The 25608-nt window shown below is 67.0% G+C and carries 28 protein-coding genes; 10 read left to right on the forward strand and 18 right to left on the reverse strand.

The window, feature by feature from the left end:
- Nucleotides 1-50: 50 nt before the first annotated feature.
- The 10 genes from AC0J5K_RS03245 to AC0J5K_RS03290 all read right to left on the reverse strand — a co-directional run bounded on the left by AC0J5K_RS03245 (nucleotide 51) and on the right by AC0J5K_RS03290 (nucleotide 9969).
- On the reverse strand, nucleotides 51-1124 hold the full coding sequence (locus AC0J5K_RS03245; RefSeq protein WP_274565655.1) for a DUF1513 domain-containing protein: 1074 nt from the start codon (nucleotides 1122-1124) through the stop codon (nucleotides 51-53).
- The gene (locus AC0J5K_RS03250; RefSeq protein ID WP_274565654.1) at nucleotides 1124-2107 is read right to left on the reverse strand and encodes an imelysin family protein; all 984 of its coding nucleotides are present in this window, start codon (nucleotides 2105-2107) and stop codon (nucleotides 1124-1126) included. Before AC0J5K_RS03250 ends, AC0J5K_RS03245 begins: the two co-directional genes overlap by 1 nt.
- Nucleotides 2107-3651 (reverse strand): di-heme oxidoreductase family protein, encoded by a 1545-nt coding sequence (locus tag AC0J5K_RS03255; RefSeq protein WP_274565653.1) that lies wholly within the window; start codon nucleotides 3649-3651, stop codon nucleotides 2107-2109. Before AC0J5K_RS03255 ends, AC0J5K_RS03250 begins: the two co-directional genes overlap by 1 nt.
- Nucleotides 3652-3703: 52 nt before the next feature.
- Entirely contained in the window at nucleotides 3704-4189 is a 486-nt protein-coding gene (bfr, locus tag AC0J5K_RS03260) for a bacterioferritin (RefSeq protein ID WP_048529912.1), read from the reverse strand.
- Nucleotides 4176-4430 (reverse strand): (2Fe-2S)-binding protein, encoded by a 255-nt coding sequence (locus AC0J5K_RS03265; RefSeq protein ID WP_074834382.1) that lies wholly within the window; start codon nucleotides 4428-4430, stop codon nucleotides 4176-4178. Before AC0J5K_RS03265 ends, bfr begins: the two co-directional genes overlap by 14 nt.
- A gap of 58 nt (nucleotides 4431-4488) precedes the next feature.
- Nucleotides 4489-5751, reverse strand: coding sequence for an imelysin family protein (locus tag AC0J5K_RS03270; RefSeq protein ID WP_274565652.1), 1263 nt, complete (start codon nucleotides 5749-5751; stop codon nucleotides 4489-4491).
- A gap of 219 nt (nucleotides 5752-5970) precedes the next feature.
- Nucleotides 5971-6408 carry a DUF1178 family protein gene (locus AC0J5K_RS03275; protein ID WP_274565651.1) on the reverse strand — a complete coding sequence of 146 codons (438 nt, stop codon included), beginning with the start codon at nucleotides 6406-6408 and terminating at the stop codon, nucleotides 5971-5973.
- A gap of 77 nt (nucleotides 6409-6485) precedes the next feature.
- Nucleotides 6486-6962 (reverse strand): NUDIX hydrolase, encoded by a 477-nt coding sequence (locus AC0J5K_RS03280; protein ID WP_274565650.1) that lies wholly within the window; start codon nucleotides 6960-6962, stop codon nucleotides 6486-6488.
- 106 nt (nucleotides 6963-7068) lie between these two features.
- On the reverse strand, nucleotides 7069-8331 hold the full coding sequence (locus tag AC0J5K_RS03285; protein WP_274565649.1) for a 3-deoxy-D-manno-octulosonic acid transferase: 1263 nt from the start codon (nucleotides 8329-8331) through the stop codon (nucleotides 7069-7071).
- A gap of 6 nt (nucleotides 8332-8337) precedes the next feature.
- Nucleotides 8338-9969 carry an AMP-binding protein gene (locus AC0J5K_RS03290; protein ID WP_274565648.1) on the reverse strand — a complete coding sequence of 544 codons (1632 nt, stop codon included), beginning with the start codon at nucleotides 9967-9969 and terminating at the stop codon, nucleotides 8338-8340.
- A 77-nt stretch (nucleotides 9970-10046) separates the two neighbouring features.
- Here AC0J5K_RS03290 and AC0J5K_RS03295 point away from each other — a divergent pair, with 77 nt between their 5' ends.
- From AC0J5K_RS03295 to AC0J5K_RS03305, 3 genes are all read left to right on the forward strand, one after another.
- A complete protein-coding gene (locus AC0J5K_RS03295; protein ID WP_074834389.1) occupies nucleotides 10047-10967 on the forward strand; it encodes a DMT family transporter in 921 nt (306 codons plus the stop codon).
- 93 nt (nucleotides 10968-11060) lie between these two features.
- Nucleotides 11061-11705 carry a sulfotransferase family protein gene (locus AC0J5K_RS03300; RefSeq protein WP_274565647.1) on the forward strand — a complete coding sequence of 215 codons (645 nt, stop codon included), beginning with the start codon at nucleotides 11061-11063 and terminating at the stop codon, nucleotides 11703-11705.
- Nucleotides 11706-11961: 256 nt separating this feature from the next.
- Complete coding sequence (locus tag AC0J5K_RS03305) at nucleotides 11962-12141, forward strand: hypothetical protein (protein ID WP_048529928.1); 180 nt, start codon at nucleotides 11962-11964, stop codon at nucleotides 12139-12141.
- 1 nt (nucleotide 12142) lies between these two features.
- On the opposite strand, the gene AC0J5K_RS03310 is transcribed toward AC0J5K_RS03305, so the two are convergent.
- Both AC0J5K_RS03310 and AC0J5K_RS03315 read right to left on the reverse strand, forming a co-directional pair.
- Nucleotides 12143-12772 (reverse strand): LysE family translocator, encoded by a 630-nt coding sequence (locus tag AC0J5K_RS03310; protein WP_274565646.1) that lies wholly within the window; start codon nucleotides 12770-12772, stop codon nucleotides 12143-12145.
- A 27-nt stretch (nucleotides 12773-12799) separates the two neighbouring features.
- Nucleotides 12800-13687 carry an S-methyl-5'-thioadenosine phosphorylase gene (locus tag AC0J5K_RS03315; RefSeq protein WP_074834391.1) on the reverse strand — a complete coding sequence of 296 codons (888 nt, stop codon included), beginning with the start codon at nucleotides 13685-13687 and terminating at the stop codon, nucleotides 12800-12802.
- Between the two features lie 170 nt (nucleotides 13688-13857).
- Between AC0J5K_RS03315 and AC0J5K_RS03320 the strand changes: the two genes are divergently transcribed.
- Entirely contained in the window at nucleotides 13858-15492 is a 1635-nt protein-coding gene (locus tag AC0J5K_RS03320; RefSeq protein WP_048529933.1) for a SulP family inorganic anion transporter, read from the forward strand.
- 18 nt (nucleotides 15493-15510) lie between these two features.
- Here AC0J5K_RS03320 and AC0J5K_RS03325 read toward each other — a convergent pair whose 3' ends face one another.
- On the reverse strand, nucleotides 15511-16347 hold the full coding sequence (locus AC0J5K_RS03325; RefSeq protein ID WP_074834392.1) for a GNAT family N-acetyltransferase: 837 nt from the start codon (nucleotides 16345-16347) through the stop codon (nucleotides 15511-15513).
- A 212-nt stretch (nucleotides 16348-16559) separates the two neighbouring features.
- Nucleotides 16560-17819 carry a tyrosine--tRNA ligase gene (gene tyrS, locus AC0J5K_RS03330; protein WP_074834394.1) on the reverse strand — a complete coding sequence of 420 codons (1260 nt, stop codon included), beginning with the start codon at nucleotides 17817-17819 and terminating at the stop codon, nucleotides 16560-16562.
- Nucleotides 17820-17880: 61 nt separating this feature from the next.
- On the opposite strand from tyrS, the gene AC0J5K_RS03335 reads away from it, so the two are divergent.
- Entirely contained in the window at nucleotides 17881-18978 is a 1098-nt protein-coding gene (locus AC0J5K_RS03335; RefSeq protein ID WP_274565645.1) for an anhydro-N-acetylmuramic acid kinase, read from the forward strand.
- Between the two features lie 88 nt (nucleotides 18979-19066).
- On the opposite strand, the gene AC0J5K_RS03340 is transcribed toward AC0J5K_RS03335, so the two are convergent.
- Complete coding sequence (locus tag AC0J5K_RS03340) at nucleotides 19067-19672, reverse strand: flavin reductase family protein (protein WP_074834397.1); 606 nt, start codon at nucleotides 19670-19672, stop codon at nucleotides 19067-19069.
- A gap of 80 nt (nucleotides 19673-19752) precedes the next feature.
- On the opposite strand from AC0J5K_RS03340, the gene AC0J5K_RS03345 reads away from it, so the two are divergent.
- The 4 genes from AC0J5K_RS03345 to AC0J5K_RS03360 all read left to right on the forward strand — a co-directional run bounded on the left by AC0J5K_RS03345 (nucleotide 19753) and on the right by AC0J5K_RS03360 (nucleotide 22600).
- Nucleotides 19753-20259 (forward strand): GNAT family N-acetyltransferase, encoded by a 507-nt coding sequence (locus AC0J5K_RS03345; RefSeq protein ID WP_274565644.1) that lies wholly within the window; start codon nucleotides 19753-19755, stop codon nucleotides 20257-20259.
- Between the two features lie 49 nt (nucleotides 20260-20308).
- Complete coding sequence (locus tag AC0J5K_RS03350) at nucleotides 20309-21091, forward strand: EcsC family protein (RefSeq protein ID WP_074834400.1); 783 nt, start codon at nucleotides 20309-20311, stop codon at nucleotides 21089-21091.
- Nucleotides 21092-21192: 101 nt separating this feature from the next.
- Nucleotides 21193-21510, forward strand: coding sequence for a hypothetical protein (locus tag AC0J5K_RS03355; RefSeq protein ID WP_048529949.1), 318 nt, complete (start codon nucleotides 21193-21195; stop codon nucleotides 21508-21510).
- A gap of 133 nt (nucleotides 21511-21643) precedes the next feature.
- A complete protein-coding gene (locus AC0J5K_RS03360; protein WP_274565643.1) occupies nucleotides 21644-22600 on the forward strand; it encodes a LysR family transcriptional regulator in 957 nt (318 codons plus the stop codon).
- A 66-nt stretch (nucleotides 22601-22666) separates the two neighbouring features.
- Here AC0J5K_RS03360 and AC0J5K_RS03365 read toward each other — a convergent pair whose 3' ends face one another.
- A complete protein-coding gene (locus AC0J5K_RS03365; RefSeq protein WP_048529953.1) occupies nucleotides 22667-23422 on the reverse strand; it encodes an alpha/beta fold hydrolase in 756 nt (251 codons plus the stop codon).
- A 115-nt stretch (nucleotides 23423-23537) separates the two neighbouring features.
- On the opposite strand from AC0J5K_RS03365, the gene AC0J5K_RS03370 reads away from it, so the two are divergent.
- Nucleotides 23538-23912 carry a hypothetical protein gene (locus AC0J5K_RS03370; protein WP_074834843.1) on the forward strand — a complete coding sequence of 125 codons (375 nt, stop codon included), beginning with the start codon at nucleotides 23538-23540 and terminating at the stop codon, nucleotides 23910-23912.
- Nucleotides 23913-23918: 6 nt separating this feature from the next.
- On the opposite strand, the gene AC0J5K_RS03375 is transcribed toward AC0J5K_RS03370, so the two are convergent.
- Nucleotides 23919-24080 (reverse strand): hypothetical protein, encoded by a 162-nt coding sequence (locus tag AC0J5K_RS03375; RefSeq protein WP_170850487.1) that lies wholly within the window; start codon nucleotides 24078-24080, stop codon nucleotides 23919-23921.
- 129 nt (nucleotides 24081-24209) lie between these two features.
- Complete coding sequence (gene glyA, locus AC0J5K_RS03380; protein ID WP_074834404.1) at nucleotides 24210-25505, reverse strand: serine hydroxymethyltransferase; 1296 nt, start codon at nucleotides 25503-25505, stop codon at nucleotides 24210-24212.
- Between the last annotated feature and the right edge of the window lie 103 nt (nucleotides 25506-25608).

Genomic DNA, 25608 nt, shown 5'->3' on the forward strand with positions numbered 1-25608 from the left:
GGATGATTTGGGGGTCGCCTTCGGGCGGCCCCCTTTTCGCATCGGGGGTGTCAGCCGATCCGCACCAGGTGATTGTCCCAGGCGCGGTCGGCCCGGGTCAGCGGCGAGAGCCGCGCCGCGTCGCCCTGCAAGACGCCACCCAGCCCGTCGGTGGCCAGAAAGCCCCGCGCGCCGGCGGCCAATCCGCAGATGTCGGCCCGGTGGTGAACGGCAAGGAATTGGCCTTGTGTGTCAAAGACATGCAGTCGGCCGCCGCGCGGCGAGGTTATGCCCACCTGCGTGCCCTCGGCGGAAAAGGCGATGCTGCCGGCATAACCCTGCATTGCCATCTGCTCGGCCAGGCCGGCCTCTGCCAGCACCGGCGCCGCGCCGCGGCGGTGCAGCCCCAAGAGCGGCACGCCATCCTCGGGCGCGCCCTGCCATTGCATGGCAAAGGCGACTTGCCCGTCGGGGGCCACCGCCAGATGGCGGATCGAATTGCGCCAGTGCTCGGGTGGCAACTCGACCTGCTCCAGCATCTCGCCCCGGGCCGAGAGATAACTGAGGTTTGGCCGCATGGTGGCGAGGTTGAGCTTGTCGCGGCCGTGGTCGGGGTGGGTGCGAATGCCGCCATTGGCGATCGCCAGCACATCGCCGGGCAGGGCCTTGATCTCATGCGGGCCGATCCCGCCGGAGCGATATTCGCCGATCCGCGAATAGCCATCGGCGCGCGACCAGAGACCGATCATGCCGGCGCCGGTCTCGATCTCGTTTTCGCTGGTGGCCAGGATGTCGCCTCCGGCCAGAAAGGCGCCATGGCCGTAGAAATGCCGCCCCTCGGGCGCGTCGAGCCGCCGGATCTCGCGCCCAACAAGGCAGTCGATCACCAGCGCAAAGCGGCCGGGCCGGCGGGCAAAGGCAACCGCTTCCGGCGCGATGGGGTGGGCGGCGGCGGCATGGCCGCGATCGGGCAGGGCGATGCGAAAGATGTCCTGCCCCTCGGCGCCCAGCCCAAAGAGCGCATGGCCGCCCGAGGGCGCGCGCGCGGCGGCGAGATAGGCGGGATCTCCGGCGTCGGCCCAGCTCAGCCGTGGTGTACCGGTGGCGGCGACCAGCCCGGCGAGGAAGGCCCGGCGCGAGGGCATCAATCGCCGTCCGTCGCGTTGAAGCCGACGCTGACGCCAAGCGCGGTGCCGATCTCCTGCGCCGCGGCCGCACGGGTCTCCTCGATGCGGTTCTTCAGCACCTCGACGCGCAGCCGCCCCGACGGATCGGCGACCCCGGCCAGCAGCGGATCGTCGAGCGCCCGCGCGGTTTGCAGCGCCGTGGCAAAGGCGGCCTCGGTCTCGGGGACCGGCTGGTCGGCGAGCGCAAGCGCCAGACCGCGGAGTGCCTCGAGCGACAGGATGACATTGCGCAACGGCCGTCCCGAGCGGCGCGCCTCTGCCACCTGCGGCCTGGGGGCGTCAAAGCGGCCCATGGGGCGGCCAAGCCGCTGGTCAGCGGTAAACTCGAGACCGGTGACCAGTGCCGTATACAGGGCCTGCGAGGCCTCGCGCGCGGTCAGAAAGCGGCTGTTGCCTTCGGCGCCGGCATTCAGCAGCTGATCCGCGAAATCCGTCCGCCAGCCGGTCTCGATCTCCTGCGCCAGCCGCGACAGATCGCCGGCGATGGCCTGCGCCAAGCGGCAGGTGTACTCCCCGTTGCCGTCGTCGTCTGGTTCGTAGAGCAGCCGCTCCAGCGCAAACAGCCCGCGCCCGGCGATCGAGACTTCGGCAAAGCGCTCGGGCCGGTCGACGGCGGCATCCTCTTCGGCCCGCAGCCGCTGCACCGTGCGGCCCACCAGCCCGCGGCTGTCCGGCCAGAAGGCGATGGTCAGCGCGCGGCCGTCCTCTTCCAGCGGGCCGAGGCCGAGATGCGACAGGCCCATCCAGGCATCAAAGGTCGCCTGATAGGCCGGGCGCAGGGTGTCGGCCCGGCAGTCTTGCGCGGCGGCGGCGTCGAGCGCCTGCGCCGCCTGGGCAAAGCCTGCGACACGGGGTAGGGCGTGATCCTGCACCACCGCGCGGGTGCCGGCGGTGGCGGGCAGGGTGAGCAGGCAAAGGGCAGCGGTCAGAAGGTGGCGCATCAGAGGCTCTCCAGATAGCGGATCAGGGCGTCACGGTCGGCTTTCGGCATCGTCGCCACGGCATCGCGGGCGGCCTGGGCCTCGCCGCCGTGCCAGAGCACGGCTTCCAGCAGCGACCGCGCGCGGCCATCGTGCAGGAACTGGCTGTGGCCATTGACCTGCTCGGTCAGGCCGATGCCCCAGAGCGGCGCGGTCCGCCATTCCCGCCCCGTGGCGCGGCCTTCGGGGCGGTTGTCGGCCAACCCCTCGCCCATGTCGTGCAGCAGGAGGTCGGTCATCGGCCAGATTAGCTGAAAGCTCTGCTCGGGCTGGCCCTGAAGCCGGTGAGTGACAAATTTCGGTGTGTGGCAGGCGGCGCAACCGCTGTCGTGAAACATCCGCTTGCCGCGCAGCACCTGGCTGTCATCGACATCGCGGCGCGCCGGCACGGCGAGGTTGCGGCTGTAGAAGGTCACGAGGTCGAGGCCGGCGGCGTCGATCTCGAATTCGCGCGCGTCGCCGTCGCCATGCGGAGCCCGCTGGCAGGCCGGCTGGCCGGCGGCGCAATCGCCCCAGGGGGCGGGAAACAGCGGCGAGGAAATCCCGATGTCGCCGGCAAAGGCGCTGGCCGATTGCTCGCGCACCGTCGGCGCCCCGGCCTTCCAGCCGAAACGGCCCAGCATCGGCCGATCATGTTCAAACGACCAGACGATCTGGGCCCTGCCGGAAATGCCGTCGCCATCGGCGTCTTCGGGGTCTTCCAGCGCCAGAATGTCTGCGGCGGGGATCGCTTCGAGCAGGCCCAGCCCGATCATCGGCGGCGCGACACGGGGGCTCAGCATGGCGCCCTCGGCCAGCGGGCCATATCCCAGATCCTCGGCGCTGTAGCTGGGCTGACGCAGCCAGGCGGTTTCGCCATCGGAGAGCGCGACCTCGATCTCGTCGTACTGCAGGCCAATCCGGTATTCGGCCCGGTGCCCGGCAACGGCGAAATCCTGCAATTGCCCGCCATAGGTCGGATCGGGCCGGGTGCGCGGCGGCGCGTCGCCCAGCGACAGCAGGAAGGCCTCGATCCGACTGATCTCCGTCTCTGGCGCCGCCGGCACCGAGATCCGCAGAAACATCGAGATCGCGTCATCCTCGGGCCCGTCCGGCGGATGGCCGCGCCCGTCCTTGAGATGGCACCGCTGGCAGGAGCGGGCGTTGAACACCGGGCCAAGCCCGTCCGAGGCCAGGGTAGAGGAGGGCGAGGAGACCCAGAGCTTCTTGAACAGCCCGTTGCCGACCTTGAAATCCAGCTCGCGCTCGAAGGCGATATTGCCCGAGGGCTGCGAAAAGGCATCGGGCGTGGTGCGGGCGCGCACCGTGGCGGCGCCAGCCGGGTTGGTCTCGAAGGCTTCCGGCTGCGTGAAATCCCCGGGCGGCGCGGTAACACCGGCGATGCGCGCGCGCTCGGCCTCGGTGCGGGGCAGGACGCTGAGATGCGGCTCGGCCAGCTCGGGGGTGGCGGCAAAGCTCGCCAGTCCGGCGCCGGTCAGGGCCAGTGTCAGTAGGGGAAATCGCATGTGAAGGGCCTTGGCCAAAGGCGCGCCCCGTCAGGCGGGACGCGCGACGGAATTACTCGGCCTCGTCGGTCGCCTTGGCCTGAAGCTGGCCATAGACCGCATCGCCCAATTCGGCCTGCAACGACAGCTGGGTCTCGAGAAAGTCGATATGGCCTTCCTCATCGGCAATCAGCTCTTCGAACAGATTCTTGGAGACGAAGTCGCCGACCTGATCGCAATGGTTGCGGGCCTCGATGTAAAGCGTGCGCGCCTCGTGTTCGGCGGCGAGATCGGCCTCCAGACATTCCTTGACGGTCTCGCCGATACGCAGCGGGTCGAGCTTTTGCAGGTTGGGGTGGCCTTCGAGAAAGATGATCCGCTCGATCAGCTTGTCGGCGTGGTTCATCTCTTCGATGCTTTCCTCGCGCGATTTCGAGGCGAGCCGGCCGTATCCCCAATCTTCCTGAAGCCGGTAATGCAGCCAATATTGGCTGACCGCCGTCAGCTCCGAGCGCAGGGCTGCGTTCAGGTATTCGATGACTTTCTTATCGCCCTTCATTGACGGGTCTCCTTGTCTTGCGGTCCCGCAGGTTTTGCAGGTTGGCTGGAACTTCGTAACTCTCGGTGGTTGCCATGGTATCCAGAAATAGCGGCAGACATCCACCGCAATCCGCGCGTTTGCCCAGGGCGCGATAGATCTTGCCCGGGGTGATGATCGTGTCGGGGTCGGCGGCGCGCATCCAGTCCATCGCGGCGCGGATCTCGGTGTCGCGGATGTTCATGCACTGGCAGACGATCATGGCTGCGGTCCTTTGCTCGGGCAGGCGGGCGGCCGTCCGGTCGGGCCGCCCTGAGGGGTTAGTGGAAAACGGCGTCGGGATCGTCGAGGCTGTCGGAGCCTTCGAAGGCGATCTGATCGACACCAAGCACGCTGACCGCGCGTTCGATGCTGCGGGTCTGATCGACCAGCGCTTCGACCGCGCCCATGATCAGCGCCTCGCCTTCGGCATTGCCGCGCGCCAGCATCATGTCATAGCTGAAGCCCGCCTCGGCGGCGGATTTGATCTGGCCCAGCTCGACCATGGTGGCGTTCAGCCTGGCGCGCAGCGCTTCGTCGACGCCGGCATCGGCCGCCGCCACCAGATCAGAGAGCGCCGGGCCGGAGACCCGCGACCCATCGATTCGCAGATATTCGCCCAGATAGACATTCCGCACGCCCAGACCGTCATAGTAATGGCTGTTGTGGGTGTTGTCGGAGAAACAGTCGTGCTCTTCCTCGGGGTCGTTCAGCATGACGCCGAGCTTCATCCGCTCGCCCGCCTGTTCGCCATAGGATAGCGAGCCCATGCCGGTGAGAATCGCGTTGATGCCGGCATCCTCATCCTCGAGCACCGCGGCGCGGGCGTCGCCGCCCTCGGCCCATTGACTGGCCATCCAGTCCAGGTCCGAGACCAGCAGATCGGTGGCGGCCTTGAGGTACTGGCCGCGGCGGTCGCAATTGCCGCCCGAGCAGGCCGCGTCGGTGGCGTAATCGGTCCAGGGGCGGCTGCCGGCGCCATAGTCGGTGCCGTTAAGATCCTGCCCCCAGAGCAGGAATTCGATGGCGTGATAGCCGGTGGCGACATTGGCCTCGACCGCGCCCGCCTCGTGCAACTGGCCTTGCAACAGGGCGGGGGTGATCTCGGTGGCATCGACCTCTTGGCCGCCGAGGGTGAAGACCGGATTGGCCACCACGTTCAGCGCCGCAAGCTGGTTTTCGTCGGTCGCGCCGCCATAAGAGGCATCGACATAATCGATCAGGCCTTCGTCCAGCGGCCAGGCGTTCACCCTGCCTTCCCAATCATCGACGATGGCATTGCCGAAGCGGAAGACCTCGGTCTGCTGATAGGGCACCCGCGCCTCGAGCCAGGCCGCCCTGGCTGCCTGCAAGGCTTCGGCCGAAGGCGCGCCGAGCAAGGTATCGACCGCCGCCTGCAAGCCGCGCGCCTTGATCAGGCTGTCCTCGTAACCCGCCTGGGCGATGTCGGCATAGGTGTCGAGAACCTCGGCCTTGCTCTGGGCAAGAGCAGGCGTGGCGACACAGGCCGCAAGGGCGAGGGCGGTGGTGGAGCGGAGGCGCATGGAAAGTCCTTTCAACTAAGCAACAAGACCCGGCGACGCGAAGCAGGATCGCCCGGCGAATGGGTTTTGCGTATTGCTGACTTATTTTGTCGGATTAGTCAATGGGGCCAAGACCCGATTGATCCGCTGCGATCAGGACAGCGGAAATCACCCCGGTCAAAGCCGGCGCGGCGCGGATTTGGCGATCTGGTGGGGGCGGGCGCAGGCCGCGCCCGGGGGTCAGTTTGTCTTGCGACCGACCTTGAATGGCAGGGGGGCGATCGGCACGCCGTCCTCGACCAGTTTGCGGGCCTCCTCGGGCCGGGCCTCACCGCGGATCGCGCGGCTCGGGGCGTCGCCGAGATGAATGGCGCGGGCCTCTCGGGCAAAGTCGCGGCCGACATCCTCCGAGGTTTTCTCGATATGCGCTTTCAGCTCGGCCAGCGCCTTCTCGGCGGGCGAGGCCGGGGTCGGGAGCGGCTTGGCCGGCGCCTGCGGTTTCGGCTTGGCGGTGCCATGCGACACGCGCGGCGCCATCAGGTCGCGGTCAACTTTGCTGGTGCCGCAGACGGCGCAGGCCACCATGCCCGCGGCCTGAAGCTTGTCGAAGGCGGCGGCGGATTGGAACCAGCTTTCGAACCTGTGGTCTTCGCTGCATTTCAGCGCGTAGTGAATCATCGTCCTGACCGATCCTTGATTGACAAAGACATAGCCATTTGCGGGGCAAGTTCAACTCGCTGCGCGGTCACACCGGATCACGAGCGCAGCTTGCGGGGATCGAAGTGCAGCAGAATCTGGTGCAGCTCCGGCTCGCTGACCAGTTCGGCGGCGCGGGCCGGGCGCATCCACTTCATCCGCCGCTGGCCGGCCTCTGGAAAGGCCTCGGCCAACCGCTTGACGCGAATCGGATAGACCATCGCGACACAGGGCAGGTCACCGGTGCGGGCATTGATCTTCATGTAGGAAAAGACCCCGATGCATTGGCCGTGCGGCCGGCCGATCACGCCGGCTTCTTCCCAGGCCTCAATCGCCGCGCCCTGAGCCGGGGTGACGCCATGGCTGGGCCAGCCCTTGGGAATGATCCAGCGCTTGCGCCCGCGCGAGGTGATCAGCAGCACCTGGGTCTTGTCGTTGACGACGCGATAACACAGCGCGGCGAATTGCGCGCGCATCTCGCCCTTTTGACGGGCGCGAATGGCCAGCGGCAATTGCGTCTTGTCATGAAACGACATCACCGGCCCTCCTTGCCCTGGAACAAAGGTAGAAGAATTCCCCCACATTGCCACCCGGGAAATCGCGGCGGGTCGGCAAAACCGCCCGACTGCCGCGCGGCGGCGCTCAACCCGGCAGCGCCGCGAGAATCCGGGTCACGACCTCGGCCAGATCGGCCGGCTGATCGAGCTGTTCATGGGCCTTGCGGCGCATCGCGTCGCGGCGGTCGGCATGGCGCACCTGGATCAGTGCGCGCGCCAATTCTTCGGCGGTGCTCACCTGGATGGCGGCGCCGGCGACGTCGAGCATGCGGTAGATGCGGGTAAAGTTGCTGGTGTCGGGCCCATGCAGCAGGGTGCTGTCGAACACCGCCGGTTCAAACGGCGTGTGCCCCCCTTTCTCGACCAGCGAGCCACCGATGAAGGTGGTGCCGGCGAGCTGATACCACAGCGGCATTTCGCCAATCGTGTCAGCGATATAGACTGCATCGTCGCGGGGCGCATCGCCCCGCGAGCGCAGGGCCGCCGGCAGATCGGCGGCGCGCACCATGGCGGCGATCTCGGCGCCGCGCCGGGGGTGGCGGGGGGCGATGATCAGCCGGGCCTCGGGGCGCTGCGTCAGCAGGGCGGCATGGGCCGCGATGACGATCTCGTCCTCGCCCTCGTGGGTCGAGGCGGCCAGCCAGGTCGCGTCACGGTCAAAGGCGCGGCGCAGATCGGGATCGAGTGTCAGCCCGGCCGGTGGCACGTAGAACGCCTTGAGGTCGAGCACGGCGGTTATCTGCGCCGGTGTCAGCCCCAGTTCGGCCAAGCGGCGGCGCGACCCCTCGTCCTGCGGAGACACGAAGGTGAGCCGCGCCAGCATGTGCCGCGCCAGCGGCCCGAGCCTGCGCCAGGTCTGCGCGGTGCGCATCGACAGCCGCGCGCCGATGGCGATGACCGGCAGTCCACGGCGCGCCACGGCAGCAATCCGGTTGGGCCAGAACTCGGCCTCGAGCAGCAGGTGGCCGACGACGCCGTAGCGCCGGCAGAGCAGCACCGCCGCCCAGCGGGTGTCAAAGGGCGCCAGCCGCGCGCTCAGCCCCGGCAGACCCCAGCCCAGCGCCAGATCGCGGCCGGTGAGCGAATTGCAGGTGATCAGGAATTTCAGCTCGGGCCGCGCCGCGTGCAGCGCCAGCAGCGCCGGGCGGGCCGAAGTCAGCTCTCCGTTCGAGGCGGCATGCAGCCAGAGATGCGGGCCGCTGCCCCGGCCCGGCGCCAGTCCCGTGCGCTGGCCCCAGTCGGCCAGCCGCTCGCGCTGCGCGATCACACGCGCCAGGAGCGACAGCGCCACAATGGGCCACGCCAGGCAGACGACGAGACGATAAAGCGGCATGGCCGGGAAAGTCATGAAGGATCAAATGTCCTTGGCAATGGTGCGCAGTTCGAATTTCTGAATCTTGCCGGTCGAGGTTTTCGGCAGCTCACGGAATACGACCTTTTTCGGCGTCTTGAAACCCGCAAGTCGGGCACGGGCAAAGGCGATGAGCTCGGCCTCGGTTGCGGCATGCCCGGCCTTCAGCTCGACAAAGGCGCAAGGCACCTCGCCCCATCGCTCGTCCGGCTTGGCCACCACTGCGGCCAGCGATACCGCCTCATGCGCCATCAGCGTGCCTTCGATCTCGACCGAGGAGATGTTCTCGCCGCCGCTGATAATGATGTCCTTGGCGCGGTCGGCGATCTGGACGTAGCTGTCGGGATGCTGGACCGCGATGTCGCCGGAGTGAAAATAGCCGTGCTTGAAGGCCTCGGCGGTGGCCTGCGGGTTCTTGTAATAGCCTTTCATCACCGCATTGCCGCGAAACATGATTTCGCCCTGCTGCGCGCCATCCATCGGCACCTGGTCCATGGTCTCCGGCGCCATCACCGTGATGTCGTCCATCATCGGCATCGCGACGCCCTGCCGTGCCTTGACGGCCGCGCGGTCCTCGGGGGCGAGCGCCGCCCAATCCTCGTCGCGCCAGGTGCATTCGGTGGCGGGGCCATAGGTCTCGGTCAAGCCGTAGACCTGGGTGATGTTGAAGCCCATCGGCTCGATCTTGGCGAGGGTTGCCGGGGCCGGGGGCGCGCCGGCGGTAAAGACCTCGACGGTCTGGTCGAAGGCGCGGCGATCTGCGTCCGGCGCATTGACCAGCATGTTGAGCACGATGGGCGCGCCGCCGAAATGAGTCACGCCCTCGTCGGCGATGGCGTCAAAGATCGCCTTCGCGGTGATGTCGCGGCAGCAGACCAGCGTGCCGCCCAGAAGCGGCATCATCCAGGTGTGGCACCAGCCGTTGCAGTGAAACAGCGGCACGATAGTCAAGTAGCGCGGATAAAGCACCATGCGCCAGGAGATCGGCTGCGCCATGGCGCTGAGATAGGCGCCGCGATGGTGTGTCACCACGCCCTTGGGCCGACCGGTGGTGCCGGAGGTATAGCTGAGCGCGATGCTCTCCCATTCATCGTCGGGCATCACCCAGTCGAACGCCGGATCGCCCGTGGCAATGAAATCCTCGTAGAGCTGATGCGCGCCGCTGGCGCGCACCCCGGCCTGCGGATCGGGCACTTCGATGATGCGTGGGGCGGGGCCCGTCATCAGCGCCAGTGCTTCGTGCAGCACCGGCAGCGCCTGGCTATCGACCAGCACCAGCCGTGCCTCGCCGTGATCGAGGATATAGGCGATTGTTCCGGCCTCCAGCCGGGTGTTGATGGTATTGAGCACCGCACCGCAGGCCGGCACGCCGAAATGCGCCTCGGCCTGGGCCGGGATATTGGGCAGCACGGTCGCCACCACGTCGCCGGGCGCGATACCGGCCTGCGCCAGCGCAGAGGCAAGGCGGCTGCACCGGGCATGGTATTCGGCATAACTCTTGCGATGCGTTCCATAGGCCACGGCCAGCCGCTCGGGAAAGATTCTCCGCGCCCGCAACAGCATCGAAAGCGGCGTCAGGGGCACGTAATTCGCGGGGTTTCTGTCCAACCCGGTCTCATCCGCCAGCCAACCCATCGCATCCTCCCTTTTTAAGCCGGATCATATCGTTATAAGGCAAGACAGACCTCCCGCAAGCTGGCCCGTTGCCCCCCATGAGCAGACCCATCCCCCAAACCCGGCCGCTGGTGGCCGCCGCCTCGATGCTGGGGGCCATGGCCGTGATCGGTGTGATCGACAATGCCGTGCCCGTCCTCGCCGGTGAAATCGGCCTCTGGCAGTTCTACGCCTGGCGGGTGGTGATGGCGGTGCCGGTGATCCTGCTGGCGGCGCGGCTGGGCTTTGGCACGGTGAAGCCAGGGCGGCTCTGGGCTGTGCTCTTGCGCGGGGCGATGCTGTCGATCTCGATGATGTTCTACTTTGGCGCGCTCTCGGTCATGCCGATTGCCCAGGCCCTTTCGGGCCTTTTCACCTCGCCTGTCTTTGTCCTGGTGATCACCGCGCTGGCCCTGCGCCAGCCGATCGGGCCGTGGCGCGTTCTGGCCGTGAGCATGGGGTTCACCGGCATTCTCGTGGTACTCAGCCCCGATCCGGCCAGCCTCAGCCTCGCCACCTTTCTGCCGGTGTTCGGCGGGCTGTTCTATGCGCTGGGCGCGATTGCAACGCGCACGGTCTGCGCCGGCGAGGACGTGCTGGCGATGCTGCTGGCGATGTTCCTGGTTCAGGGGCTGATCGGCCTTGCGGGTCTGGGCACGGTGGCTGTGCTGGCGCCCGAAGTCGGCGCCGGGGCTTCGGGCTTTGTCTCGCGCGGCTGGGTCTGGCCGATGTCGCCGCTGGTCCATCTGCTGATGGTGATTCAGGCGGTGTTCTCGGTGCTGGGTGTCGGGCTGATCACCCGGGCCTATGCGCTGGGCGATGCCTCTTATGTGGCGGTCTTTGAGTATTCGGTGTTCATCTTCGGCCCGCTCGCGGCCTTCGTGATCTTTGGCCAGCGTGTGGGCTGGAACGAGGTGGCGGGCATCGCACTGATCGCCGGGGCCGGGCTGGTGATCGTCTGGCGGCTGCGCGACGGGTGAAGGGCGCGGGGGCCGGGGCGCGGGGCCGAAAACGCCCGCCTCCGGCCTGCCGGAGAATTGCCGTTGGCGGCGCGACCGGCTAGCGTCGCCGCCATGATCATCTCTCGCGGGCGGCGCTATATCTTTGTCCATATCCCCAAGACCGGGGGCACCGCCATGGCGCTGGCGCTGGAGGCGCGCGCCAAGGCCGATGACATCCTGATCGGCGACACGCCGAAAGCCCTTCGGCGGCGTGGGCGGCTCCGGGCGCTTACGCCGCGCGGCCGGCTGTGGAAGCATTCGACGCTGGCCGACATCGACGGGGTGATCGCTGCCGGTGAGCTTGACAGGCTGCTGATCTTCACGCTGGTGCGCAATCCCTGGGACCGGGTGGTGAGCTATTATCACTGGCTGCAAGTCCAGAGCTTCGACCATCCCGCGGTGACCTTGTCGAAACGACTGAGCTTTGCCGCCTTTCTACAAGCGCCACAGATTCAAGCCAGCCTGCACAACACACCGGCCGCAAGCTATGTCACCGATGCGGCCGGGCGCGAGCGGCCGGCGCGCTTTCTGCGGCTCGAGCATCTGGCGGAGGATATGCCGCCACTCGAGGCACATCTCGGCTTCCGGCTGACGATGCCCCATGCCAATCGCTCCGCCCGCGCGGCCGATTACCGCAGCTATTACGACGATGCGGGCGCCGGCATCATCGCCCGCGTCTGCGCCGCCGATATCGCCCGCTTCGGCTATGCCTTCTGATCAGCCGCGGCTGCGCCAGATCGGGTGCCCGTCATGCTTGCTCGGAAAGCGCAGGGCATAGAATTTTCGGGTCAGCCACGCGGCATGCGGGCGGTTCCAATCCATCCGGTCCTGCATCAGCAGACATCTGGCTATGCTTGTCGGCAACATATTCACTCTTTCCTTTTGACCTGTGGCGACATAGCATCGCGCAGCGCCGCCTATGCAATGTATATACACTGCCGTGGCGGAAAAATCAAGGGCCGGACCGAACGACGTGAGCGAGAAACCGCAAAAGAAGAAAACCGCGAACAAGGACGCGCAATTGATCCTGCGGCTCGACAAGGACGAGCGCGACGATTTTGTCGCGCTGTGCCGCGAGCTCGACACCACGGCGGCACGCGAGATCCGGCATTTCATCCGCAAGTTCATGAAGAAGAACGCCGGCAAGAGCTGAGCTAGCTGGCCCGCCGCATCGTCGCTGTCAGCACGCCCATGGCAATCAGCGCGCCCCCGCCGGCGCGGGTGGTCCAGGTGATCACCTGCGGCCGCGAGATCATCCGCCGGAGCCGGTCCGCCAAAATCGCATAGGCCAGCGCATTCAGCGTCGCCAGGCTTACGAAGGTGGCAATCAGCGCGGCGAATTGCCCGCCAAGCGGTGCGGCAGGGTCGAGGAACTGCGGTACGAAGGCGATGAAAAAGGCGATGGATTTCGGGTTCAGCGCCGTCACCGCCGCATTATGGGCAAACACTCCCCGCGCGGTGACTTCGGCCCGGATGCGATCGGCGGCCAGCCCCTCGGAGGGGGCCGAACGGATCAGCTTGACGCCGAGCCAGATCAGATAGGCCGCGCCGGCCCATTTCAGCACCGTGAACAGCGTCGCCGAGGCCAGCACCAGCGCCCCCAGCCCGGCCAGCGAAGCGGTCATGGCGATGAAATCGCCGGTTGCCACACCGGCCGCCGAGGCCACCGCCACGCTGCGCCCCTTGGACAGCGCATAACTCAGCACCAGAAGCACCGTCGGCCCCGGGATCAGCAAGAGCGCCGTCGACGCCGCCACGAAGGTCAGCCAGAGTTCGAATGTCATCCCATCACACCTTTCACCCGCCGGGCGTCAGCCCGTCGCCTTTTCCAGAACACGGCCCGCCACCGCATCGAGCTTGGCCATCAGCCCGGCATCGCGTTTGTCCGGCGCGGTCAGGATCGCATATTCCAGCGCCCGGTCGCAGCCATGCGGGCAGGGCGCCCGACCAGCGCCCAGAAGCGCCGGCAGCCGGCTGACCAGATCGCGCCCCTTTTCGGCATTGCCCATCAGCGTGGCGATGATCTGCGTCACATCCACCTCGCCATGGTCGGGGTGCCAGCTGTCGTAATCGGTGATCATCGCCACACTGGCGTAGCAGAGCTCGGCCTCGCGGGCGAGTTTGGCCTCGGGCATGTTGGTCATGCCGATCACATCCGCACCCCAGGCCTCGCGATACATTCGCGATTCAGCCAGCGTCGAGAACTGCGGCCCCTCCATCGCCAGATAGGTGCCGCCGCGATGCACGTTGATCCCGCCGTCGCGCGCGGCGGTTTCGCAGGCGTCCGACAGGCGCGGGCAGGTCGGATGCGCCACGCTCACATGCGCCACGCATCCTGTGCCGAAGAAGGATTTTTCGCGCGCGATCGTGCGGTCGATGAACTGGTCGACGACGACGAAATCGCCCGGCGCCATTTCGTCGCGGAACGATCCGCAGGCCGAGACAGAGACCACGTCGGTCACCCCGAGCCGTTTGAGCGCATCGATGTTGGCGCGATAGGGCACGGTGGCGGGTGCATGCACATGGCCACGGCCGTGGCGCGGCAGAAAGGCCATCTTCACCCCGTCGAGCGTGCCGGTCAGAAGCTGATCCGACGGCGCGCCCCAGGGCGTGGCGACCGAGACCCATTCCGCCCCGCTCAGCCCGGCGATCTCGTAAATCCCCGATCCGCCGATCACCCCGATCATCGTGTCCGTCATGCCTGTGCTCCGTTTGTTGTCGACGCCACCTTAGGGCGCGCGGTTGCGAGCGCAAGCCACGGCTGCGCGACCCGGCCCGCGACCGCGCCGGCCGGGCCTGGCGGGGTGGCGTTTCGCGCCGCGGCGGACTATAGCGCTAGCGGAAACACACCAAATATCAGGATCCGCCGATGAAACGCGCCTTGCTGGCCTCATTCGCCAAGGGCTTTGCCATGCCCGACCTCCGCTGGATGCCCGACGAGGGCTTTACCATGGGGCGGCTGCGGATCGAATTGCTGTCCGGTCTCACCGTGGCGCTGGCGCTGGTGCCCGAGGCGGTGGCCTTTGCCTTTGTCGCCGGCGTGCATCCGCTGGTCGGCCTCTATGCCGCCTTTCTCGTCGGATTGATCACCGCGCTGATCGGCGGCCGGCCCGGCATGATCTCAGGCGCGACCGGCGCGCTGGCCGTCGTCATGGTGGCGCTGGTGGCGCAGCATGGTGTCGAATACCTCTTTGCGACGGTGGTCCTGATGGGGCTGTTGCAGATCTTTGCCGGTGTCATGCAATGGGGCAAGTTCATCCGGTTGGTGCCGCATCCGGTGATGCTGGGCTTTGTCAACGGCCTGGCGATCGTGATCTTCCTGGCGCAGCTGACCCAGTTCAAGGTGCCCGGAACAGCCGAAAGCAACGGCCACGGCATGGGCGGCGGCGAATGGCTGACCGGCTGGCCGCTGGTCGTGATGCTGGGACTGGTGGCGCTGACCATGGCGATCATCTGGGTGATGCCCAGGATCACCAAGGTGATCCCGGCGCCGCTGGCCGGCATCGGCGTGGTCGCGGCGCTGGTCATCGCCTTCGGCATCGATGTGCCGCGGGTGGGCGACATGGCCTCGATCCAGGGCGGGCTGCCGCCGTTTCACATTCCGATGGTGCCGTTGAACTGGGAGACCCTGCAAATCATCCTGCCCTATGCGGTGATCCTCGCGGCCATCGGGCTGATCGAATCTCTGCTGACGCTTAATCTGGTGGGCGAGATCACCGGCAAGCGCGGCGGCGCCAGCCAGGAATGCGTCGCCCAGGGCGTGGCCAATACCGTCACCGGTTTCTTTGGCGGCATGGGCGGCTGTGCCATGATCGGCCAGTCGATGATCAACGTGAAAAGCGGTGGCCGCACCCGCATCGCCGGCATTGCGGCGGCGCTCTTCCTGCTGATCTTCATCCTCTTCGCCGCGCCGGTGATCGAGCTCATTCCGCTGGCGGCGCTGGTCGGCGTGATGTTCATGGTGGTGATCGGCACCTTCGCCTGGAACTCGCTGACCATCCTGCGCAAGGTGCCCAAGATGGATGCCTTCGTCATCCTGCTGGTCACCGCGGTCACCGTCTACGAAGACCTGGCGGTTGCCGTGGTGGTGGGTGTGATCGTCTCGGCGCTGGCCTATTCCTGGAACAACGCGCGGCGCATCCATGCCCGCACCCGGGAATCGATCACCGACAAGGGCGCCAAGGTCTACGAGATCCAGGGGCCGCTGTTCTTCGGCTCGTCGGATGGTTTCATCGAGCTCTTTGACATCGCCGGCGACCCCGACACGGTGATCATCGACTTTGCCGAAAGCCGCGTGGTCGATCAATCGGCGCTTCAGGCGATCGAGGCCGTCGCCGCGAAATACGAGGCTGCGGGCAAGATCATCAAGCTGCGGCACCTGAGCCGGGACTGCCACAGCCTGCTGACCAAGGCCGGTCACCTGATGGTCGACAGCGACGATGACCCCGATTACGAGCTGGCGGTGGATTATCACGTCCGCACCGGCATTCTCGGCGGTCACTGACGCCGCGGGGGACAGGGCTCAGGCCCGCGCCAGCCATGTCCCCCCGAGCGCCCGGCAACGGGCGCCGGATCCAAGCTTGAACCGCGCCAGCCCCGGCGCGGTGACCGTATCGACCATTCCCAGATCGAGCCGCGTGATGCCGCGCGCCGCCAGATCGATCATCGCCCGCCAGAGCAGCAGATGATGCGCCGCACGCGCCCGGCCTTCGGGGCCGGACCAGCCGATGTGATAGGTCGCCACCGCGCCGTGGCAGAGAAACAGCAACGCCGCCACCGGCGCGCCCTGATGCCGGGCCTCGAAAATCCGCGCCTGGCCGCGGTTGGCGGCGGCAAAGGCGGCGGTAAAGAGCGGTGGATAGCCGCGATAGCGTTTGACCACCTGTTGCGCCTGATCCACCCGCAAGAGCCAGTGCCCGGGATCGGCCGGCAGCCCGACCGAGGCCACCCGCAGCCCGGCGTCCGAGGCGCGATTCAGCCGATTGCGCCATTTCTGCGCCATCCGTGCCCGCAGATCCGCCGCCGTGCCGTCAAGCGACAACTCGGCCACATGCGCCGCCGTCCTGAGCCGCAGGCCGGGGGCGGTTCCCGGCGTCTCGGCATTGATCAGAAACAGGCGGCAGTCGCAGGCCGCGCGCAATCGGCGCAGGTCGCTCCGGCTGACATCCGCCCGCGACACCAGCGCCACCTTGGCAAAAGGCCCGAAGCGGCGGCGCAGCACCTGCACCTCGCCGCCGGACGGGCCGAGAAAGATGCGCAGCGGCGGGCGACCCAGATGCGTGAGCGTGGCGCCATAGGCCGGATGCTGCTGGAACGGTGCGGTCTGTACCGCCGCGAAACGAGAAGCGTGAAACGTCATGGCGGCATTAACATCTGATTCAGGTAAATCAGGGATTAATGGCTGCCATGAAAAACCACATTGTCCTGGGCGTCCACGCCCCGCCGCCGCGCCTCGCCCCTGCGGGCCTCGCACTGTTCTCCGCCGCTCTCGCCCTGCCGGCCGGGCTTCTGCTCTGGCTCACGGAGTGGCTGTTGCTCTAGGCGCAGCGAGGGATCGCCGCGCCCTGGCGCTCAGCCGAGCTGCACCAGCGCGTGTCGCTTCTTGCCCGCCGAGAGCTTGACCGGCGAGGCCAGCGCGCCGGCATCCAGCATCAGCCCGGCGTCAGTCAGCGGCGCATCGTCGAGGCGCGCGCCGTTTTCGGCGATCAGCCGCTTGGCCTCCTTGCCGGATTTCGCCAGCCCGGCCCGCACGATCACCTGCACGATGGAAATGCCGTCGCCCAGCTCTTCGGCCGAAAGCGTCAGGGTCGGCAGGTCGTCGCCCACGCCACCCTTTTCGAACACCTCGCGCGCGGTGGCCTCTGCCGCCGCCGCCGCCTCGGCCCCGTGACAGAGCGTGGTGACCGCATTGGCCAGCACGATCTTGGCCTCGTTGATCTCCGATCCGGCCAGCGCGCCCAGCCGCTCGCATTCGGCGACGTCGATTTCGGTATAAAGCTTGAGGAAGCGGCCGACATCGGCATCGGTGGAATTGCGCCAGAACTGCCAGAACTCGTAGGGCGAGAGCATGTCGGCATTGAGCCACATGGCGCCGCCCTGAGATTTGCCCATCTTGCGGCCGTCCGAGGTGGTCAGCAGGGGCGAGGTCAGGCCAAAGATCTCATGGTCGAGCACCCGGCGCGTCAGGTCGATGCCATTGACGATATTGCCCCATTGATCCGATCCGCCCATCTGCAAAACACAGTCGTAGCGGCGGTTCAGCTCAAGGAAATCATAGGCTTGCAGGATCATGTAGTTGAACTCGAGGAACGACAGCGATTGCTCGCGATCAAGCCGCGACTTCACGCTTTCGAAGCTCAGCATCCGGTTGACCGAGAAATGCCGGCCGATGTCGCGCAGGAACTCGAGATAGTTCAACCCGTCGAGCCATTCGGCATTGTTCAGCATCAAGGCCGCATTGTGCAGGCCGTCGGCGTCCCCGTAGTCGAGGTATTTGGCAAAGACCTGCTGCATGCCGGCGATATTGGCGTCGATCTGCTCCGGCCCCAGCAGCGGGCGTTCGTCCGACCGGAACGAGGGATCGCCCACCTTGGTGGTGCCGCCGCCCATCAGGGTGATCGGCTTGTGCCCGGTCTTTTGCAGCCAGCGCAGCATCATGATGTTGAGGAGATGCCCCACATGCAGCGACTGCGCCGTGGCATCATAACCGATATAGGCGGTCACCATGCCACTGGACAGGGCCTCGTCCAGCCCCTGATAATCGGTGCAATCGGCCAGATAGCCGCGCTCCATCATGACATGCATGAAGTCCGATTTGGGATGGTAGGTCATGAGGTCTCTCCGATATGGTCGGGGCAAGGCTATAAAGGCCACAGGCCACGAGGAAAAGAGCATGTTGCAGGCAGGCATGGTCAATGCGCTGGGCGCGATGTCGGGAACGTCGCTCGACGGGGTCGATGCGGCGCTGATCCGCACCGACGGGGTGACGATCGAAGGTTTCGGCGCACATCGCTACCGCGCCTATTCCGACAGCGAACGCGCGGTGCTGCGGGCGGCGCTGGGGCGCTGGCCGGGCGAGGATCTGGGCGCGGCGCTGGCGGTGGTGCAACGGGCCCACGCCGAGGCGATGGCCGGTTTTGACGGTGTCGATATCGCCGGCTTTCACGGCCAGACCCTGGCGCATGACCCGGGCGGGCGCGGCACCCATCAGCTGGGCGATGGCGCGGCGCTGGCCGCCGCCCTGGGGCTGCCGGTGGTCTGGGATTTCCGCTCGTCCGACGTGCGGCTGGGCGGGCAGGGGGCGCCGCTGGCGCCGTTCTTTCACTTTGCCTGCGCTCGCTGGATCGGGGCAGACCAGCCCGTGGCGTTCCTCAACCTCGGCGGTGTCGGCAACCTGACCTGGGTCGATCCGCGTCACCCAGGCCCCGAGGCGGCCGGCGCGCTTCTGGCCTTTGACACCGGCCCTGCCAATGCGCCGCTCAACGACCTGATGCAGGAACGGCGCGGGCTGCCCTATGACGCCGATGGCGTGCTGTCGTTGCGGGGCGAGGTGGTGGAGGGCGCGCTGGAGCTGTTCCTCGACGAGGGGTATTTCCTCAAGATGCCGCCCAAATCCTTGGACCGGAACGATTTCTCGCTGATGCTCGATCTGGTGCGCGAGCTTGGGGACGCCGATGCGGCGGCCACGATGTGTGCCATGGCGGCAAGCGCGGTGATGCGGGGAATGGAGCATTGCCCGGCGCCGCCCGCAGCGCTTTATGTCACCGGTGGCGGGCGCCACAACCCGGTGATGATGCAGATGCTGGGGGTGTCGCTCGACTGCCCGGTGGCGCCGGTCGAGGCGGTGGGCCTCGATGGCGACATGCTGGAAGCGCAGGCCTTTGCCTATCTCGCGGTGCGGGTGGCCCGCGGTCTGCCGACCTCGGCCCCGGGAACCACCGGCGTGCGCGCGCTGGTCGGCGGCGGCGAAATCTCGCATCCCGCCGGCTGACCCGTCCCGGACCGGCTCCGGGACTTCTTCGCTTCTGGCCAGGGGCCCCGGATCGGGGTCCGGGGCGCGCGGGGGTCCGAGGGCGCGCCTATTCGCCCGGCCGCTTGAGCGAAAACACCTCGCGCACCACCGCGTAATCGCGATAGCCCAGCCGGCTCAGCGGCGCATAGCGGGTCACGTCGACGCGGCCGTCATCGAGGCAATCGTCGCGGATATGCACGCCGACGACTTCGCCCAGCACCATGAAATTCGACCGGCCCGCCAGCTCGATGATCTGCGTCATCCGGCATTCCAGCGCCGCCGGGCTGTCGGCCACCCGGGCGCAGGCGATCTCGTGGCAGGCGTCGCGCGCGATGCCGGCCTTGCCGAATTCATCCACCTCGCGCGGCCAGGGGCCCGAGCTCACGTTCATCACGTCGCGCTGGGCCGAGGCCACGATATTGACGCAGAACACCCCGGTTTCGCGGATATTGCCGACGCTGTCCTTGGTATCGCCGCGATCTTCCTTGGCCGAGGTCGAGCAAAACATTACCTGCGGCGGCGTATAGGCGACGGCGTTGAAAAACGAATAGGGCGCCAGATTGTCCTGGCCGTCCGCGCCGCGGCTGGAAATCCAGCCGATCGGGCGCGGGCTGACAATTGCGCTGAACGGGTTGTGCGGCAGCCCGTGGCCATCCTCGGGGCGATAGAACATGCGGAAATCCTTTGGCTTTACCCTTGACCTAACCGCATGTTAACCGGCTTTCCACCACAACCAGCCGAGGACGGTCGCCTTTGATCCAGCTGCGCAAAGAAACTCCGGCCGACCTCTGGGCGGTCGAGGCGCTCTTTGATCTCTGTTTCGCGCCAGGCCGCACCGCGCTCAGCTCGTACCGGCTGCGCGAGGATGTGCCGCCGGTGGCCGCGCTCTCGACCGTGGCCGAGGACGAAACCGGCACCATCGGTGGCGCGATCCGTTATTGGCCGGTCCGGGTCGGGGCGCACCCGGCGCTGCTGCTCGGGCCGATCGCGGTGCACCCGACGCGGCAGGGCGAGGGGCTCGGCGCCGCGTTGATGCGTGATTCGCTGGCGCGGGCGGCCGAACTGGGCTGGCACCGGGTGATGCTGGTGGGCGATGCACCGTATTATGCGCGCTTCGGCTTTGACAAGCTGACCGGCGTCGAGATGCCGCCGCCGACCAATCCCGAGCGGGTGCTGGGCCACGATCTGACCGAAGGCGCCTGGCAGGGCATCCGCGGCGAAGTCACCCGTTGGGGTGACACGCCGGGCCACGAGGCTTGACTTCCGCCCCGCAGGCCCAATGTAAATAGCTGTAACATCGGGGGCCGCCATGACCGCAGAGCATACAACCGGAACAGATCTGATCTCGCCGACGGCCGCGTTGCGGCTCGATGCCCTGGCGCTGCGCTATCGCAAGGCCGGGGGCGTCGGGCTTCAGGTGCTCAACCTTGTCGGCACCCAGGCCGAGAACCTGCTTGAACGGCTGCCCGACGGCGTCAAGCACCGGCTTGAATCCGCAACGGAACGCGCCCTCGGCATCGCGCTCGAGGCGGCCGGGCAAAGCCGGACGCGAGTGGGCGATGCGCCGGGCTGGCTCAATCGCGCGGCGACCACGGCGATGGGCGCGGCGGGGGGCTTTGGCGGGCTGCCCTCGGCGCTGGCAGAATTGCCGGTGACCACCACGGTGCTGCTGCGCGCCATCCAGGGCATTGCCGCCGAACATGGGTTTGACCCGGACGATCCCGAAATTCGCGCCGAATGCCTGCAAGTCTTTGCCGCCGCCGGCCCGCTCGAACATGACGACGGCGCCAACATGGCCTTTCTTTCGGCGCGGGTCACCTTGACCGGGGCAACGGTGCATGGCGTCATTGCCCGCGTGGCACCGCGGCTGGCCACGGTTCTGGGCCAGAAACTGGCGGCGCAGGCGGTGCCGGTGGTGGGGGCGGTGGCCGGCGCGGCGACGAATTTCGCCTATACCAGCTATTACCAGGAAATGGCGCATGTGCATTTCGGCCTGCGTCGCCTGGCCATCGACGAGGGGCTGCCGCGCGAGGCGCTGCTTGCCGATCTTCGGCGCCGGCTTGCCATTCCCGCCGGAAAGCGCCGGGAGTGACGCTGCCGTGAATTGAATTTTTCGCCAAAATGGCGCACACTGCCCGAAAACAAAGGCGGCGCACCCGAGCCAATTCGCGCCGCGCCATGAGAGGGCAGTTGATGAAACAGGTGATCTATACCCTGGCCATTGCGGCTATTTTGACTCCGGTCTTTGCAAGCCTTGCCTCCGCCGGGCCGATCAGCCGTGCGTGTCTGACATCCGGGCGCAAGGCGGCGAATTCGAGCCTGTGCGGCTGTATCCAGGCGGTGGCCGATGTGGCCCTGTCGCGCCGCGACCAGCGGATGGCCGCCAAATTCTTTCGCGACCCGCACCGGGCACAGGAAATCCGCCAGTCCGACCGCGCCAGCGACGAGGCCTTCTGGCTGCGCTACAAGGCGTTCGGTACCCAGGCCGAATCCAGCTGTCGCGGCTACTGAGGCGCGGCGCCGTCCCGACGTGAACCGGGCGGGACGTGGCTTTGGCCCTGCGCTGGCACGGCCAGCCTGGCCCACAGGTTGAACAAAGCGGGAGATACCTTCACAAAAGGCAAAACTGTGTGGAGGGCGGCCGATGCTGGCCAAGGGGGTGACATTGCGCGGGCTCGAGGTCTTCGAGGCGCTTGCGCACAGCGGATCGGTGGCCCAGGCGGCGCGCACCACCGGGCTGAGCCAGCCCGCCGTCAGCCAGCAGATGAAGAACCTCGAAGCCGCGCTGGGCACCGCGCTCGTCGATCACGCCCGAAGGCCGATGCAGCTGACGCCGGCCGGGCGGTCTTTCCTGGCCCGGACCGAGACGGTGCTGGGCCAGCTCAGGCTGGCGCAGAGCGAGCTGACGGTGATGGATCTGGCGCATCTGTCGACGCTCAATCTGGGCATGATCGACGATTTCGACACCGACCTGACGCCGCGACTGGCGACGATCCTCGGCGAGAGCATGTCGCGCTGCCGCTTCAAACTGATCTCGGCGCCCAGCCATGAAATCAGCGCCGCCCTGCGCGACAAGCGACTGCATGTGGCGGTGGCGGCTTCGACCGGCGAAGTGGTCGACCATGTCGCCGAATATCCGCTTGTCTGCGATCCCTTCATTCTGGTCACGCCACGCGGCTTCAGCGGCGGGGCCGAGGCGGCGATGGAGCAATTGCCGCTGCTGCGGTATGACCGCGACCAGATGATCGGGCGGCAGATCGAGGCGCAGTTGACACGGCTCCGGCTCGATTGCCCCGGGCGGTTCGAGATCGGCTCGCATCTTGCATTGATGACGCTGGTGGCGCGGGGCATGGGCTGGGCGCTGACGACGCCGCTGGGATATATGCGGGCGGTGCGCATCCATGGCGAGATCGAGGCCCACCCGCTGCCCTTCGCGCCGTTTTCGCGGACCATCTCCCTGTTTGCCAGCCCTGACTGGACCGACCAGGTGCCGCGCGACATCGCCGCCACCATGCGCCGGCTGGTGAGCGAGCTGGTGATCGCGCCTGCGCTGGTGCAATTGCCCTGGCTGAAGGATCAGCTTCGGCTGCTTGCGGCGTGACACCGGCGGGGCGTTGCACTGGCAGTACGCGCGGATTTGGGAAATCCGAAACTGCGGCGGTCGGGGTCAGGCGTCGAGGAAGGCCCGCAGCGAGGCCTCGAATTCGCGCGGTTTTTCCGCGTGCAGCCAGTGGCCGGCCTGCGCCAGTCTGGCAAATCTCGCCTTGGGGAAATGCGCGCGGATCACGGGCCGATGCTCGGGCAGGACATAATCCGAGAGCGCTCCGGACAGGAACAGGGTGGGGCCCTCGAACCGGCCCGAGACCTCGGGGAAGCCGACGATCTTGTCCATCTCGCGCTTGAGCACCTCGAGGTTGAGCTTCCAGCGCTTGGCCGCGATGTCGAGCGACTGGGTAAAGAAGCTTTGCAGCACCTTGTCCTCGACCTGTCGGGCGAGTTGTTCGGAGGCATCGGCGCGCTTGGTGACGGCACCGAGATCGACCGATTGCATGGCGTCGATATATTGCGTCTGATCGTGGCTGTACCCCACCGGGGCGATATCGGCGACCACCAGCCTGGCCACCTTTTCGGGATGCGCCAGCGCCAGCACCATCGCCGCTTTGCCGCCCATGGAATGGCCGACCACATCGGCGCGCCCGCCATTGGCGTCGATCACCGCGGCCAGATCGGCGGCCATGTCGGGATAGGAATGGCTGTCGTGCCAGGGGCTGTCGCCGTGATTGCGCTGATCGACGGCGATGACGTGGCGGTTTTCCGACAGGCGTTTTCCGATCACGCCCCAGTTGCGCGCCGAGCCATAGAGGCCGTGGACGATGATCAGTGGCGTGCCACCGGGGGCGCCGTGGTGGATTTGGTTCAACATGGGGCAGAATTAGCCTGCCGGCGCCCGGGGGAAAACCGGGAAATGCGTATTTGCAAAGAGAAGAAGTTGCCGGCCGCGAGGCAGGGTCTTATGCAGGGGGCCGGAGGTGGCCCGGGTGATCGACGCAAAAGAGATGGAGCGCCGCAATGCGCAACTGGCCGAGCAGATCGGCACACGGCTGCTGGTTGGCGGGGTGACGCTGGAGCAGCGGCTGCGGCGGGCCGGACGGCTGTTGCCGCGCTGGGCCCGGCGCGACGCGTCCCGGTTTGTCGAGGCCGGGCGGCTGGCGGCACACCCCAAGCTGGCGCGTCAGATCGACGAGGCGGCGCTCGACAAGGCCGAGGCGCGGCTGACGCGCTATCTCGGCAGCATCGATCCCGACGAACGCCGCACCACGGCGCGGCTGCATCTGGCCGGGGGGATCGTTCTCAAGCTTCTGATTGTCGGTGGGCTCCTGCTGGCGGTGCTGCGCTGGCGTGGCCTGATATGAGCGGGCTCAGCGGGTGCAATTTGCCCGATCGGCCTCGACCGGCATGGCACAGGCCGCCGGAGCGTCGCGGGCGCCTGTGCCCTGGGGGCTGCCGGTGGCACTGGCCAGCATGCCCAGAGCGATGAGTGCGGCAGTCAGGATCGGCGGGATGTAATAGGGACGTTTCATCGGCGGTCCTTCTGCGGCGGCTGTCTCCGGTGATACGGGTGACCACGGCCGTTCCGTCGGTATCGCTGGTGCAAATACAGAAAAGGCCCGGAAAATCCGGGCCTTTGTCATCTCTGGCGGGCTGAACGATCAGAGCTCGGGGTAGATCGGGAAGCGTTTGCAGAGCGCTTCGACTTCCGCTTTTACCTTGGCTTCGATCTCGGCATTGCCGTCTTCGCCATTGGCGGCCAGCCCGTCGACCACTTCGATGATCCAGTCGGCGATCTGGCGGAACTCGTCCTCGCCGAAGCCGCGGGTGGTGCCGGCGGGCGAGCCGAGGCGGATGCCCGAGGTCACCGTGGGCTTTTCCGGGTCGAACGGCACGCCGTTCTTGTTGCAGGTGATATGCGCCCGGCCCAGGGCCTTTTCGGTGGCGTTGCCCTTGACGTTCTTGGGCCGCAGATCGACCAGCACCACATGGGTGTCGGTGCCATGGGTCACGGTGTCCAGTCCGCCCTTGATCAGCTGATCCGACAGCGCCTGGGCGTTCTTGATCACCTGTTTGGCATAGGTCTTGAACTCGGGCTTGAGCGCCTCGCCGAAGGCCACGGCCTTGCCGGCGATGACATGCATCAGCGGGCCGCCCTGGATGCCCGGGAAGATGGCCGAATTGACCTTCTTGGCGATGGCCTCGTCATTGGTGAGGATCATGCCGCCGCGCGGGCCGCGCAGGGTCTTGTGCGTGGTGGTGGTGGCCACATGCGCATGCGGGAAGGGCGAGGGGTGTTCGCCGGCCGCCACCAGACCGGCGAAATGCGCCATGTCCACATGCAGCAGTGCGCCCACCATATCGGCGATTTCGCGCATGCGCTTGAAGTCGATCTGGCGCGGGATGGCCGAGCCACCGGCGATGATCAGCTTGGGCTGGTGCTCCTTGGCCAGCGCCTCGACCTGATCGTAATCGAGCATGTTGTCCTGCTTGCGGACACCGTATTGCACCGCATTGAACCATTTGCCCGACTGATTGGGGCGGGCGCCGTGGGTCAGATGGCCGCCGGCGTCGAGCGACATGCCGAGGATGGTGTCGCCGGGCTGGATCAGCGCCTGGAACACACCCTGGTTGGCCTGGCTTCCGGAGTTGGGCTGGACGTTGACGTATTCGCAGCCGAACAGCTCCTTGGCGCGGTCGATGGCGAGGTTCTCGGCCACGTCGACCCAGTCGCAGCCGCCGTAGTAGCGCCGGCCCGGGTAACCTTCGGCGTATTTGTTGGTCAGGACAGAGCCCTGCGCCTCCATCACCGCGCGGGAGACGATGTTCTCGCTGGCGATCAGCTCGATCTCGTCACGCTGGCGGCCCAGCTCGCCGGTGATCGCGCCGAACAGCTCGGGGTCGCGCTCGGCGAGAGGTTGGGTGAAGAATCCTTGGTCCTTGACAGACGCATCCATGGGCTGGCTCCTTGGGCAAGCAATGTCTTGGCGCGTTTCCTAATGCAAAGCGGACGCGACGAAAAGCCGGGAAAGCGACGCATGTCCCGGCGCGTGCGGCACC

This window comes from Marinovum sp. E3 (genome assembly GCF_055755275.1).